The sequence below is a fragment of the Prevotella sp. C561 genome (genome assembly GCF_000224595.1).
GTDB classification, from domain to species: Bacteria; Bacteroidota; Bacteroidia; order Bacteroidales; family Bacteroidaceae; genus Prevotella; species Prevotella jejuni.
The window spans coordinates 131,313-145,801 of sequence record NZ_JH114141.1 but is presented as its reverse complement, the minus strand read 5'-3'; the positions used below and the strand labels follow the sequence as shown (position 1 = coordinate 145,801).

Genomic DNA, 14,489 nt, shown 5'->3' with positions numbered 1-14,489 from the left:
GAACTGGCACGAACTGTAATACACTTACTATCTCCTTTCAAAGACCATATCAAGTCTATTACAACTGACAATGGTACAGAATTCGCTTGTCATGAAATGATAGCCAAAAGCCTTGGTGTTACCATATATTTTGCTGACCCATACGCTTCATGGCAGAAAGGGGCTATAGAAAATGCTAACGGACTAATTAGGCAATACGTGCCAAAAAAAGAAACCTTTGAGCATATCAGCCAGCAACAAATCACGAAGTATTCAAAGAAAATTAACATGAGGCCAAGAAAGAAATTAGATTTTAAAACACCACAGGACTGCTTTTACGAACTAATTAAGTAAATTTGCACTTGCTTGTTGAATTCACGGTAATCATTGTAGCGAATAAAGTCTTAAAGTATGTAAATTTTGTAATGTTTACAAGCGGAAAGTTTGTTTCTTTCGGAAAATAGATATATCTTTGCAGACATAAAACATTAAGAAATAATTTATTATGTCAAAGCGAAACGAATTATATAAGTGTTCAGAGAGTGGTCAAATCGTTGAAGTATTAGTAGGCGGTGAGTGTGGTGTTGCTGGTATGGAGCATGTAGTTGAGAATACTACTGATGCTGCTACTGAGAAGCACGTACCAGTTGTTGAGAAGATTGAAGGTGGCTACCGTGTAACTGTTGGTGAGGTTGAGCACCCAATGACAGAGGCACACTCTATCCTTTGGATTGAGTTGGTAACTAATAACAACGAGGTTCTCCGTAAGTATCTCGAGCCAACAGACCGTCCAGTAGCTGAGTTTAAGACTGATGCAACTGAGGTTTACGCACGTGAGTACTGCAACCTCCATGGTCTTTGGCGCTCAAAGTAAGAGCAACTTTTCAAACTTACATATAATAGTGGGTGTATGAGTCTTCTTAAAAAGGAGTGCATACACCCTTTTTCTTTTCTGTCTTCCTATACTTTCTGTTATTATATTAAGCCTAATATGCCCAATTAGGCTAATTAATCTTTTTCTCACATCTTGCTACAGAACTAATAGTAAAGTCTCTTGAAAGGTATAAAAAACAAAAAAGGAATTACTTTCGTAATTCCTTTTGATGCGCTCCAGGATGGGCTTGAACCAACGACCCCCTGATTAACAGTCAGGTGCTCTAACCAACTGAGCTACTGAAGCAGTTTGTATTGCTTATTTCTTGTAAGCGGTTGCAAAGGTAGTATGTTTCTTTGAAACAGCCAAATGTTTTTGAAGAAAATTTCAATAAAATCGTAATTTTCTTTATTTTCGTACGTTGGAAGGCGTGTTTTCCATTATAATAATGTACTTTTGTCCCACTATAACAGTATTAAATAACAAACGAATAATATATAATGAGAAAATTGTTTTTTGGCTTTCGGACTCTGGCTACTTGCTTTCAGCGGGTCTGTAATGGCACAAAGCACTGCGGAGAAGGAGCATAATTTCAATGTAGCAAAGAACCTTGAGACTTTTTCGGCTATTTATAAGTATCTTGATTTGATGTATGTTGATACGCTGAATGCCGACGAAGTAATCGGTAATGGTATCAATTACATGCTACGTTCACTTGATCCTTATACGATATACTACCCAGAAGACAAGGTTAAAGACCTCGACTTGATGATTTCGGGTAAGTATGCTGGTGTCGGTGCATTGATTCGTTATAATTTCTTGATAAAGAACACAGTGATAGATGAGCCATACGAGAATATGCCCGCTGCGGAGGTTGGATTGAAGAAGGGTGACGTCATCCTTGCTATAGGCGACTCTTCAATGGTGGGAAAGGATGTTACATACGTAAGCAATCACCTGCGTGGCGATGCTGGTACAACCTTCATCCTGACTATTCAGCGTCCATCAACGAATAAGAAGATGAAATTTAAGATTACTCGTCGTGCTATCCAGCTCCCAGCCGTACCTTATTATGGTGTACAGGATGGTGGAGTAGGCTACTTAAACCTCAACTCTTTCACAACGGGTTGTGCTAAGGATGTGCGTCGTGCCTTCCTTGATATGAAGAAGCAGGGTATGACCTCCTTTGTCTTCGACCTTCGCAACAACGGTGGCGGTAGTTTACAAGAAGCGGTTAACATCGTAAATATGTTTGTACCGAAGGGTATAACCCTTGTCAAGACCGTAGGTAAGATGGAGCGTGCAAACAAAGAGTATAAGACGACAGTCGAACCTATCGACACTGTTATGCCGATTGTTGTATTGGTGAATGACGAGACTGCAAGTGCAAGTGAGATTACCAGTGGTAGTCTACAAGACCTCGACCGTGCTGTAGTCCTTGGTACTCGCACCTACGGTAAAGGGCTTGTACAGGTGTCAATGGACCTCCCTTATAATGGAAACTTAAAGCTCACGTCAAGTAAGTATTATATCCCAAGTGGGCGTTGCATACAGGCAATCAACTACAAGCATGCTAATGGCGGGTACACAGAGCATGTTCCCGACTCATTAACACATGTATTCCATACGGCAAACGGACGTGAAGTGCGTGATGGTGGTGGTATTAAGCCAGATATAGAGGTACGTCCAGACTCTCTACCAAACATTGCTTTCTATCTTGCCTCCTCTGGTCGCGATTCTACGGAGGTGATGTGGAACTGGGAATTACAGTATATTAAGAAGCATCCAACCATCGGTCCTGCAAAGACATTCGTCATTTCAGATGCCGACTTTGAGGACTTTAAGCAAGCAGTGATGAAGAGTGGCTTCAAATACGACCGTGAGAGTCAGAAGTATTTAGAGAATCTTGTGAAGTTAGCAAGGTTCGAAGGCTATTATGATGATGCTAAACCAGAGTTTGACGCTTTGGAGAAGAAACTCACACATAACCTTGCCAAAGATCTTGAATATAACAAGCAGGCACTAAAGAAGCTGTTGACAAGCGATCTTGTGTCAGCTTACTACTATCAGAAAGGTTCGATAGAGAATAGTCTGCAGTTTGATAAGCAGTGGAAAAAGGCTGTGGAGATTTTGCAGCATCCAGCTGAGTATAAGAAACTTCTACAGCCAGTTGTTAGTCAGCCATTAGTCAAGATTGAACCCGCAAGCAGTGTTGTCGTCGATAAAAAGAACAAAACAAAGGCGAAATAGAGGGAACATTATAAAAGAAAGAATAAGGCTTATAAGTTCGGTAGGGACTTATAGGCCTTATTTTTATATAGCCATTTTATTTATCTGTTTACGTGTTATTAAATAAAATGAAGGTAAACTATTTCTTATGTGAAATATCTTTCGTTTATATGATATATTTCTTCTCAAAGGAGTTGACTTATAAGTTTTTTTGTTATCTTTGTCCTGTGTAAACGCTATTTACTTGTTATTCAGCACCAAAGAGGGTGTGGAATGATAAAAGAGAGCGACTTAGAAACGATGTTTTCTTAGTTGCATATTTCCCTTATAATACTTTGTTCTTTAATTTTTATAGTAATGAAAAAGATTATTTTAAGCATTTGTTTATTGTTTTCGTGGGCTGGAGCTTTTGCGCAGAAACCCATAGAAGGAGATTGGATGGGCAAGCTGAACCTCGGTCCACAATCCTTGACTATTGTGTTGCATGTGAACTGTGATGCACAAGGAAAGGCTGAAAGTACGCTCGATAGTCCCGATCAAGGGGCGAAGGGAATAGCGGTAGAGACAGACTACTGCTCGTCTGACTCTATCAGTGTAAGCCTTGCGAGTTTGGCTCTCAGCTTTCAAGGAAAATTGAAAGGAGATGAGATAGTCGGTACTTTTACACAAGGTCAATCCTTCCCGTTAGTCTTGAAGCGAGGAGAAGAGAAACTAAATCGTCCGCAGAACCCTGTCGCTCCTTATCCATACAAGACAGAAGAAGTGGCTTTTAAGAACGTTGCAGATGGCGCAACACTTGTAGGAACACTCTCATACCCTATTGGTTATAAGAAAGGACAGACACCTGTCGTCTTGATGGTTACTGGGAGTGGGCAGGAGAACAGAGACGAAGAAATCTTCGATCATAAGCCTTTCCTTGTTATAGCAGACTATCTGGCACGACATGGTGTAGCCACTTTGCGGTATGACGACCGAGGTTTTGGTAAATCGACAGGCGGAGATGTGGGGCATGCAACGACGCTTGACTTTATGCGAGATGCTGCAAGTGGAGTTGATTTCCTGCGCACTTCGAAGCAATTTGGTAAGGTCGGCATACTCGGACATAGTGAAGGTGGGTCTATAGCCTTCATGTTGGGTGCGAAAGGGAAAGTTGATTTTGTCATTAGCATGGCTGGAATTGGCGTGAAAGGAGACACAGCTTTGACAGCACAAACAAATAAGATACTCGAACTTACGGGGCAATCAATGCGTTTCTCCACGCATCAGTATCGCATGAATGCAATTATAAAGAGGTCACCTTGGTTGAACTTCTTCATTGATTATGACCCATCAGCGGATATCTCAAAGACGCTTTGTCCTGTTATGGCTATTAATGGGAGTCGTGATGTTCAGGTGATATCGTCGCTTAATCTGGCGGGGATAAAGGCCCATCTAAAGCCTAATCCGAAAAACATCATCAAAGAGTATCCCTCGCTTAACCATCTATTCCAACATTGTAAGACGGGAAATGTCTCAGAGTATAGGATAATAGAAGAAACTGTCTCACCAGAAGTCTTAGAAGATATCGTCCGTTTTATCAAACAATAAGCTATCAACTTGGTTGTTCCTAATGGATTTCTAAGAGAGTGTATATAGTTATTAATAACTGATTTAATGAACTTTATATTGCTCCACTCTATGTTCTATCAATCTAAATAAAGGTAGACTTAGAATTATTTTCATGACGAGAAGAATTTTTTTTCATGAAAAAAAATATTTTTCTTCATGAAAAGAAATATTTTTTTTCATGAAAAGAATTTGGAATCGAAGGCTTCTTCGGATTAGAAAAACCTTGGATATATTTCGTCTAAATCGCTTATAAGCAGATAAAAAAAAGCTTTAAAACATTTGGTCTATGCCGAAATTATTCGTAACTTTGCACTCGTTCAGAGGAATGAGGGGCTTTTTAATAGTCCCTCATTTTTCATATTAAAACGCTTATGATAGATAAAAACGTTGTAAAAGGACTCGTTGACGAGTGGCTGGAAGGTAAGGAGTACTTCCTGGTTGATATACAGATCAGTTCTGACGACAAGATTGTCGTTGAGATTGACCATGCCGATGGCGTATGGATCGAAGACTGTGTAGAGTTGAGCAAGTATATCGAAGACCGTCTTTCCCGTGATGAGGAAGACTATGAACTTGAGGTAGGCTCTGCAGGATTAGGTCAACCTTTCAAAGTCCCACAGCAGTATCAGAACTTCATTGGAAAGGAAGTAGAGGTGCTTGGTAAGGATGGAAAGAAAGTCAAAGGCGTATTGAAGAGTGTTGATGGCAACGACTTTATTGTGGCTGTCAACGAGAAGGTACAAGTGGAAGGCAAGAAGCGTCCTGTAAAGATGGACGTAGACCATGCGTACAAGATGGATGAAGTAAAATATACAAAATACATAATAAGTTTCAAGTAAAGCTATGGCAGCAAGGAAAATAGAGGAAGAACGTCCGAATATGATCGAGACTTTCAAGGAGTTTAAGGATACCAAGAGCATCGATCGTACCACGTTAGTGAGCGTTTTGGAGGAGAGCTTCCGTAACGTACTCGCTAAGATATTCGGTAGTGACGAGAACTTCGACGTGATTGTAAACCCTGATAAGGGTGATTTCGAGATACATCGTAATCGCGTGGTTGTGGCTGATGGCGAGGTTCAGGATGAGAATAAGGAGATTAGCCTTACGGATGCACGTAAGATAGAAGCAGACTATGAGGTTGGTGAAGATGTTAGTGAAGAGGTCGATTTCAATAAGTTTGGCCGCCGTGCTATCTTGAATCTTCGTCAGACATTGGCTTCTAAGATTCTTGAGCTGGAGCACGATTCTCTATATAATAAGTATAAGGACCGTGTGGGTCAGATTATCTCTGGTGAGGTTTATCAGACTTGGAAACGTGAAGTACTGCTTGTTGACGAAGAGAATAACGAGTTGATTCTCCCTAAGGGCGAGCAGATTCCACGTGATCAGTATCGTAAGGGCGAGACTGTTCGTGCAGTGATCCATCGCGTTGATAACGAGAATAATAATCCAAAGATTATCCTCTCACGTACTGCTCCAGAGTTCCTTGAGCGTCTGCTTGAGGCTGAGGTACCTGAAATCAACGATGGTTTGATAGCTATTCGTAAGATTGCTCGTATGCCTGGTGAGCGTGCAAAGATTGCAGTTGAGAGCTTTGATGAGCGTATCGACCCTGTAGGTGCTTGCGTAGGTGTACGTGGTAGCCGTGTTCATGGCATTGTTAGAGAGCTTTGCAATGAGAACCTCGATGTTATCAATTGGACAGCAAATACCAAACTCTTCATTCAGCGCGCACTTGCACCAGCTAAGGTGAGCAGCTTGACAGTTGACGAAGAGAATAAGAAGGCCGAGGTTTACTTGCAGCCAGAGGAGGTTAGTCTTGCTATCGGTCGTGGTGGTATGAATATCAAGTTGGCAAGTATGCTGACAGGATACACCATTGACGTGTTCCGTGAACTTGACGAAACGAACGCAGAGGAGGATATTTACTTGGATGAATTCTCTGATGAGATAGACCAGTGGGTTATCGATGCCATCAAGGGTATCGGACTCGACACAGCACGCCAGGTGCTCAATGCCCCACGAGAGATGCTGATAGAAAAGGCAGACTTGGAGGAAGAGACCGTAGACAGCGTGTTGAACGTATTGAAATCAGAGTTTGAACAGTAAAAGGTGATTGGTTGGTGGGTGATGGTTGTTGACTGAAAGCTAACGGGTGTGACTATTCAGCAACTCCATGTTCGGAACCCCTCTCTACCAAAAGGCATTTCAACAACCAACACCCTACACCGTAAAATAAAGTTAATGAGCATCAGATTAAACAAAGCAATTCGTGAATTGAATATAGGACTCCAAACGGCAGTGGAGTTCTTGGAGAAGAAGCCAGAGTTAGGCGAGGTGAAGAACGAGCTTAACTTTAAGCTAAGCGAGGACCAGTATAAGGCTCTCGTAGGTGCCTTCAACAATGATAAGGAGGTAAAGAAGGACGCAGCTAAACTCTTACAGAAGAAGACTAAGGAGAAGAAAGGCGCTGCTGATCATAAAGGTGAGACGATCTTGAAGGCTGAACGTCAGCAGTATAAACCTGTTGGAAAGATCGACCTTGATCAGCTGAATAAGCCCGCTGCTAAGAAAGCTGTTGCTCCTACAGAGGATAAACCTGCTCCTGCTCCTGCTGCAGCTGCCGTGGAACCAGCAGAAGAGAAGAAGAAGGTAGAGAAGCATGAGACAAGTAAAAAGCCTGTAACAAACAAGGAAGAGGTTAAACCGGTGGCTCCTAAGGTTGAGAAACCAGTAGAGAAGAAGGTTGAGCCTGTAAAGAAGGAGGCTCCTGTTGTTGAGGCTGAGGTGAAGACTAAACCAGAGGTTAAGAGTGAACCTGCTACTTCTAAGCCTCAGGCTGAGCCTGTTGCTGTAGAAGAGAAGAAAGATAATGGCTTGTTCCAGACCAAGAACGAGAAGAAGATCTTGAATACTCCTAAGGTGAATGTCTTAGGTAAGATAGACCTTAGTACGCTGAACCAGAGTACTCGTCCTAAGAAGAAGAGTAAGGAGGAACGTCGTAAAGAGCGTGAGGAGAAGGCTGGTCAGAATAATGGTCAGGGCAAGAAAAAACGCGTTCGTATTAATAAGGAACGCGTAGATATCAATGCTGCCGCTAATCAACAGCAAAACCAGAATGGTAAGAAAGGTAATAACAATGGCGGTGGCAACAAGAATGCGGGTAAGAAGAACCGCAACCGTAATCAGAAACCATTAGAGGTTGATGATGAGGCAGTAGCACGTCAGGTAAAGGAGACACTTGCTCGTCTGACAAGTAAGAGCCAGAACAAGAAGGGTGCTAAGTACCGTAAGGAGAAGCGTGATGCTGTTCAAGAGCGTCTGAATGCGGAGGCTAAGGCAGAGCGCAAGGAAAGTAAGATATTGAAGCTGACAGAGTTCGTTACTGTTTCTGAATTGGCTACAATGATGAATGTTCCTGTAACGAATGTCATCTCAACATTGATGTCTGTCGGTATCATGGTTTCTATCAACCAACGTTTGGATGCTGAGACTATCAATCTCGTTGCTGATGAGTTCGACTTCAAGACAGAGTATGTCAGTGCTGAGGTGCAGGAGGCTGTTAGCGAGGAGGTTGATGATGAGAACGATCTCGTTTCACGTGCTCCTATCGTTACTGTCATGGGTCATGTCGACCATGGTAAGACTTCTTTGCTCGACCATATCCGTAACACGAATGTGATTGCTGGTGAGGCAGGTGGTATTACCCAGCATATTGGTGCCTATAGTGTAACTTTGGAGAATGGCCGTAAGGTTACTTTCCTTGATACTCCTGGTCACGAAGCCTTTACTGCTATGCGTGCTCGTGGTGCGCAGGTTACCGATATCGTAATTATCATCATTGCGGCGGACGACTCTGTCATGCCTACTACCAAGGAGGCTATTGCACATGCACAGGCTGCTGGTGTACCAATGGTATTCGCTATCAATAAGATTGATAAGCCAGGAGCTAATCCTGATAAGATACGTGAAGACTTGTCACAGATGAATCTGCTCGTTGAAGAGTGGGGTGGTAAGTATCAGTGTCAAGAGATCAGTGCTAAGAAGGGATTGGGAGTAAATGAGCTTCTTGACAAAGTCCTTCTTGAAGCCGATATGATGGATCTTAAAGCTAACCCTAACCGCAAGGCTACAGGTACTATCATTGAGTCTTCTCTTGATAAGGGTCGTGGTTATGTAAGTACGGTTCTTGTGTCTAATGGTACGTTGAAGATTGGTGATAACGTTATCGCTGGTACTTCATGGGGTCGTATCAAGGCTATGTTCAATGAGCGTAACCAACGCATCGAGAGTGCAGGACCAGCAGAACCAGCTATTATCCTTGGTCTGAATGGTGCACCAACAGCTGGTGATACCTTCCATGTTATGGAGACTGAACAGGAGGCACGTGAGATTGCTAACAAGCGTGAGCAGTTGCAACGTGAGCAGGGCTTGCGAACACAGACACGTCTTACTCTGTCTGATATCTCTCACCGAATCGCTCGTGGTGAGTTCCATGAAATGAATATCATCGTGAAGGGTGATACCGATGGATCTATCGAGGCATTGTCTGACTCATTCATCAAGCTGTCAACAGAGAAGGTTAATGTGAACGTGATCAGTAAGGCGGTAGGTCAAATCTCTGAGAGTGACGTTATGTTAGCATCTGCTTCTGATGCTGTCATTGTCGGCTTCCAGGTTCGTCCTTCTGCCGATGCACGCCGCTTGGCCGACCGTGAGGGTGTTGAGATCAATACTTACTCTGTCATCTACGATGCTATCGACGATGTGAAGTCAACGATGGTGGGTATGCTTGACAAGGTGAAGAAGGAGATAGTCACTGGTCAGTTTGAGGTGAAACAAGTCTTCAAGATATCCAAGGTTGGAACGGTTGCCGGTGGTATGGTTACTGAAGGTAAGGTTCACAGCAAGGATAAAGGTCGCGTAGTTCGTGATGGTATTGTTATTCATACAGCTCCTATCGACGCTCTGAAACGTTATAAAGATGATGTGAAGGAAGTCGCAACGGGACTCGAATGTGGTATCTCGCTTGTCAATTATAATGATTTACAGGTGGGTGACATTATCGAAACCTTCACGGAGATTGAGGTTGAACAGAAATTGTAACAACATAAAAAAACCGTCTTCTCTCCGGTAAAGGAGTAAAGACGGTTTTTTCTTCATGGTAACAAATGTTGCCGTAGAACTTCATGGCATACATCTTGTATGGTCATAGAGTGTATATTTAATATTGAGAATAGAGATGGCGAGAGCTAAAAAGACTTATTGTTGGATGAACATGAGCGATAGGTTTTGATGCGTCAAGCAATAGGTATAAGAAAGGTAAAGAGTGTTTTTCAGATGGGCTAAACGTTAGAGATAAAGAGGTCTACGGCAATTGTAAGTATTGATCTTGATTTCTCTGACACCCTTTAACCTCTTTAACGACTGAACAGCCTCTCCTCTCTTTAATCACAAAACAAATGTCTGAGAACAAGAATAATGAATTTGTAAAGAAGGTCGCAGAGCAGAAGTATGAGTTCGGCTTTACGACTGATGTACATACGGAGGTCATTCCGAAGGGTCTGAACGAAGATGTCGTTCGACTTATTTCGCAGAAGAAAGGGGAACCAGAGTGGCTCCTCGATTTTCGTTTGAAGGCTTTCCGTTACTGGCAGACGCTCCCTATACCAACGTGGGGACACTTGCATTTGCCAGAACTACATTTGCAGGATATCTCTTATTATGCTGATCCATTGGCGAAGAAGCCTAAGAATAAGGAGATTGACCCAGAGTTAGAGAAGACTTTCGATAAGTTAGGTATTCCTTTGGAAGAACGATTAGCACTGAGTGGGACGGCAGTTGATGCCATCATGGACTCAGTATCAGTGAAGACAACCTTTAAGAAGCAGTTAGCAGAGAAGGGAATCATCTTCTGTTCTATTGGTGAAGCTGTCAAAGAGCACCCTGACTTGGTGCGTAAATACCTTGGAAGTGTTGTTCCTTACCGTGACAACTACTCTGCAGCACTCAATTCTGCGGTCTTTAGTGATGGTTCCTTCGTATATATTCCTAAAGGTGTCCGCTGTCCGATGGAGCTTAGTTCGTACTTCCGCATCAATGCGATCAACACTGGTCAGTTCGAACGTACATTGATTGTAGCTGATGATGATTCGTATGTTAGCTATCTTGAGGGCTGTACTGCTCCTATGCGTGATGAGAATCAGTTGCATGCTGCAGTAGTTGAAATCGTTGTGTTAGACAATGCTGAGGTTAAATACTCTACTGTTCAGAACTGGTATCCTGGTGATGAGAATGGTAAGGGTGGTGTCTTGAACCTTGTTACAAAGCGTGGCGAACTGCGTGGAGTGAACTCTAAGCTGTCATGGACACAGGTAGAGACTGGATCGGCTATTACTTGGAAGTATCCTTCTTGTGTGTTGAAGGGTGATAACTCACAGGCAGAGTTCTATTCTGTTGCTGTAACCAACAACTACCAAGAGGCAGATACGGGAACGAAGATGATTCACATAGGTAAGAATACGAAGAGTACAATCATCTCGAAAGGTATCTCTGCCGGACACAGTCAGAACTCTTATCGTGGTCTGGTTCGTGCTACAGCCAATGCGGAGAACGCTCGTAACTACTCAAGTTGTGACTCTCTTCTCTTAGGTTCCGATTGCGGTGCACATACATTCCCTTATATGGACATCCACAACGATACTGCTATTGTTGAACACGAAGCAACCACTTCGAAGATTAGTGAGGACCAACTCTTCTACTGTAATCAGCGTGGTATTCCTACCGAGGATGCTGTTGGTTTGATTGTCAATGGTTATGCGAAGGATGTTCTCAACAAACTTCCAATGGAGTTTGCTGTTGAAGCTCAGAAACTTCTCTCTGTAACACTTGAAGGAACAGTAGGATAATATAACTGAATAAACAACATGCGAAAGGTCATTCTTATCACGTTTGGTTTGCTGCTTACAACAATGCTTCAAGCCCAATCATGGCAGATAAAGCCGTGGCAGAAGTATTTGATTGATGAGCAAGTAAAGCAGGATACGGCGATTATATGCCGGTCGGTGATGGGGTTGCCGTATACACCCAAGCCCTTTGATACTCGTCTCTATCGTACAGTTACGGGCTCGGAGATGATAGGTAACTTGCCAGCTTACAAGAAGAAATCAAAGTCTTTCTTTGGTAAAGATGCTTATTCGTCCTCGCTCCTTGAAGAGCAAATAGAGCAAGAGAGAGTAGAAAAGATGGCTCGTGGTGAGTATCACTTCTCTGATTTCATATTCGATACGCTGTTAGATGTTGTTAATTCATTTTTAGTGAAGGATAATTAAAGCAAAGATAATATGTTAGAAGTAAGAAACCTGCATGCAACCATCGCAGGAAAAGAAATATTAAAAGGTATCAACCTCACGATAAAAGATGGTGAGGTGCATGCTATCATGGGACCTAATGGTTCGGGTAAATCAACACTGAGTGCCGTACTGACGGGCAATCCTCTCTATGAGGTGACCGATGGTATGGCCATTTTTAATGGCAAAAACCTATTGGAGATGAAGCCGGAGGACCGCTCTCACGAGGGTTTGTTCCTCTCTTTCCAATATCCTGTTGAGATACCTGGCGTGAGTATGACTAACTTTATGAAGGCTGCTATTAATGCAAAGCGTGCCTATGAAGGATTAGATCCAATGAAGGCTGCTGAGTTTATGGCACTCATGCGTGAGAAACGTCAGTTGGTGGGGATGGATTCCACACTCTCTCGTCGCAGTGTAAACGAAGGTTTTTCGGGTGGTGAGAAGAAGCGTAATGAGATTTTCCAGATGGCAATGTTAGAACCAAAACTCAGTATTTTGGATGAGACGGACTCCGGTCTTGACGTTGATGCTATGCGCATTGTAGCTGATGGCGTTAACAAGATGCATACTGATAAAACCTCATACATTGTCATCACGCACTATGAGCGACTGCTTGATATGATCAAACCAGATGTTGTTCACGTTCTTTATAAAGGTCGTATCGTGAAGACGGCAGGTCCAGAATTGGCGAAGGAGATTGAACAACGCGGTTACGATTGGATAAAGGAAGAAGTGGATAACGACTGATAACGTCGTGTAAGAAAAAGTATTTACATAATGGAGCGAGTAGGAAAAGAGTTAGTAGAAAGTTGAAATTGTCTTATAAGAGAATTCAAATTGTCCTATAAGAGAATTTAAATTGCCTTATAAGAAAATTTTGATTGTCTGTAATATAATGGCTCTCAGTGAGTTATAAAACTACTATTTAGGTTGTAATAAATGGTAAAAAAGGATTACAAACAACTGCTCTTTCACTGCTTCAAAACTTCTTAAAACAAACATGCAAAGCGAAAAACAATATATAGACCTCTATACAGAGGCGCAGCAAATCATAAAGGATCACGCTGCTCCTGTGATGAATGAGGTGCGCGATAAGGCTTTTGACGATTTCCGTCGGCTGGGCTTTCCATCAAAGAAGGTGGAACGCTATAAGTACACGGACATGCAAAAGCTATTCGAACCAGATTATGGTTTGAACCTCAACAGGCTTGAAATACCCGTTAATCCATACGAGACATTCAGATGTGATGTGCCCAATCTCAGTACTTCTCTTTACTTTATAGTCAACGATCAGTTCTATACGAAGGCACTTCCAAACGTAAAACTCAACGATGGAGTAGTCATTGACAGTTTGAGTCGTGTGGCAAAAGAGCGTCCTGAGTTGGTGAAGAAGTACTATGGTAAGCTGGCTGACACAGAGAAAGATGCTGTTACGGCACTGAATACGATGTTAGCACAAGACGGACTCTTTATCTATGTGCCTAAGAATGTGCAACTTGACCGTACGGTGCAGGTAATAAATATCCTCCGTTCTGATGTTGACTTGATGGTCAATCGGCGTGTACTTATTGTGCTCGAAGAAGGTGCTAAGGCGCAATTCCTCTTCTGTGACCACGCAGCTGACGACCGAAACTTCCTTGCAACACAGGTGATCGAAGCCTTTGTGGGCGATAATGCGAACCTGGAACTGAACTGTATGGAAGAAACACATGCTAAGAATGTGCGTGTTTCAAATGTTTATATCGAACAGCAACGCAATTCACGTGCAAGTCATAACGTCATCACGTTGCACAATGGAGTAACCCGAAACATGCTCGACCTTGTCTTTAAGGGTGAGGGTAGCGAATGTTTCTGTAATGGTTGTGTGATAGCTGACAAGAATCAGCATGTTGATAACAACACACTTATCGACCATCAAGTGCCTCATTGTACAAGCAACGAACTCTATAAATACGTACTCGACGAGAATGCTGTGGGTGCTTTCGCCGGTCGTGTACTCGTTCGTAAGGGCGCACAGAAGACACTCTCACAAGAGAATAACCGTAACCTCTGTGCCAGCAAGACTGCCAGAATGTTCACGCAGCCAATGCTTGAGATCTATGCTGATGATGTTCAGTGTAATCATGGTTCAACGGTTGGACAGCTCAATGATGCCGCTCTCTTCTATATGGAGCAACGTGGTATCGATAGAAAAGAAGCTAAACTCCTCCTTGAGTTTGCCTTTATCAATGAAGTCATCGACAAGATGGAACTCGAACCACTGCGTGACCGTCTCCACCATTTGGTAGAAAAGCGCTTCCGTGGTGAGCTTGATAAGTGCGAAGGTTGCAACTTGTGTAAGTAATTTGATATTGGGCTAATTAGCCTTATTGGCCCAATTAGTCCAATTAGTCCAATAAGCCTCATTAGCCCAATTAACCTAATATGGCCCATTAACCCAATAGAAG

General features: G+C 42.7%; 11 protein-coding genes and 1 tRNA gene. 11 read left to right on the top strand and 1 reads right to left on the bottom strand.

Going from position 1 to position 14,489, the window contains the following annotated elements; genetic code table 11:
• Positions 1-333 (top strand): IS30 family transposase (locus HMPREF0666_RS03490; protein ID WP_009010936.1); only part of this gene is annotated, 333 nt, incomplete at its 5' end.
• Positions 334-484: 151 nt separating this feature from the next.
• Entirely contained in the window at positions 485-853 is a 369-nt protein-coding gene (locus HMPREF0666_RS03485; RefSeq protein WP_009010935.1) for a desulfoferrodoxin family protein, read from the top strand.
• 232 nt (positions 854-1,085) lie between these two features.
• Here the strand turns inward: HMPREF0666_RS03485 and HMPREF0666_RS03480 are convergent.
• A tRNA-Asn gene (locus HMPREF0666_RS03480) sits at positions 1,086-1,159 on the bottom strand.
• 252 nt (positions 1,160-1,411) lie between these two features.
• On the opposite strand from HMPREF0666_RS03480, the gene HMPREF0666_RS03475 reads away from it, so the two are divergent.
• The 9 genes from HMPREF0666_RS03475 to sufD all read left to right on the top strand — a co-directional run bounded on the left by HMPREF0666_RS03475 (position 1,412) and on the right by sufD (position 14,386).
• Positions 1,412-3,103, top strand: a complete 1,692-nt coding sequence (locus HMPREF0666_RS03475) for a S41 family peptidase (RefSeq protein WP_050803224.1) — start codon at positions 1,412-1,414, stop codon at positions 3,101-3,103.
• Positions 3,104-3,439: 336 nt separating this feature from the next.
• Positions 3,440-4,669, top strand: coding sequence for a S9 family peptidase (locus tag HMPREF0666_RS03470; protein ID WP_009010933.1), 1,230 nt, complete (start codon positions 3,440-3,442; stop codon positions 4,667-4,669).
• Positions 4,670-5,061: 392 nt separating this feature from the next.
• Positions 5,062-5,529 (top strand): ribosome assembly cofactor RimP, encoded by a 468-nt coding sequence (gene rimP, locus HMPREF0666_RS03465; protein ID WP_009010932.1) that lies wholly within the window; start codon positions 5,062-5,064, stop codon positions 5,527-5,529.
• Positions 5,530-5,533: 4 nt separating this feature from the next.
• On the top strand, positions 5,534-6,799 hold the full coding sequence (nusA, locus tag HMPREF0666_RS03460) for a transcription termination factor NusA (protein ID WP_009010931.1): 1,266 nt from the start codon (positions 5,534-5,536) through the stop codon (positions 6,797-6,799).
• Positions 6,800-6,934: 135 nt separating this feature from the next.
• Positions 6,935-9,796 (top strand): translation initiation factor IF-2, encoded by a 2,862-nt coding sequence (infB, locus tag HMPREF0666_RS03455; RefSeq protein ID WP_009010930.1) that lies wholly within the window; start codon positions 6,935-6,937, stop codon positions 9,794-9,796.
• 356 nt (positions 9,797-10,152) lie between these two features.
• On the top strand, positions 10,153-11,598 hold the full coding sequence (gene sufB, locus HMPREF0666_RS03450) for a Fe-S cluster assembly protein SufB (protein ID WP_009010929.1): 1,446 nt from the start codon (positions 10,153-10,155) through the stop codon (positions 11,596-11,598).
• An 18-nt stretch (positions 11,599-11,616) separates the two neighbouring features.
• Positions 11,617-12,021 carry a hypothetical protein gene (locus tag HMPREF0666_RS03445; protein ID WP_009010928.1) on the top strand — a complete coding sequence of 135 codons (405 nt, stop codon included), beginning with the start codon at positions 11,617-11,619 and terminating at the stop codon, positions 12,019-12,021.
• Positions 12,022-12,033: 12 nt separating this feature from the next.
• Positions 12,034-12,789 (top strand): Fe-S cluster assembly ATPase SufC, encoded by a 756-nt coding sequence (gene sufC, locus HMPREF0666_RS03440; RefSeq protein ID WP_004382862.1) that lies wholly within the window; start codon positions 12,034-12,036, stop codon positions 12,787-12,789.
• A gap of 253 nt (positions 12,790-13,042) precedes the next feature.
• Positions 13,043-14,386, top strand: a complete 1,344-nt coding sequence (sufD, locus tag HMPREF0666_RS03435; RefSeq protein ID WP_009010927.1) for a Fe-S cluster assembly protein SufD — start codon at positions 13,043-13,045, stop codon at positions 14,384-14,386.
• The last annotated feature ends 103 nt before the right edge of the window (positions 14,387-14,489 follow it).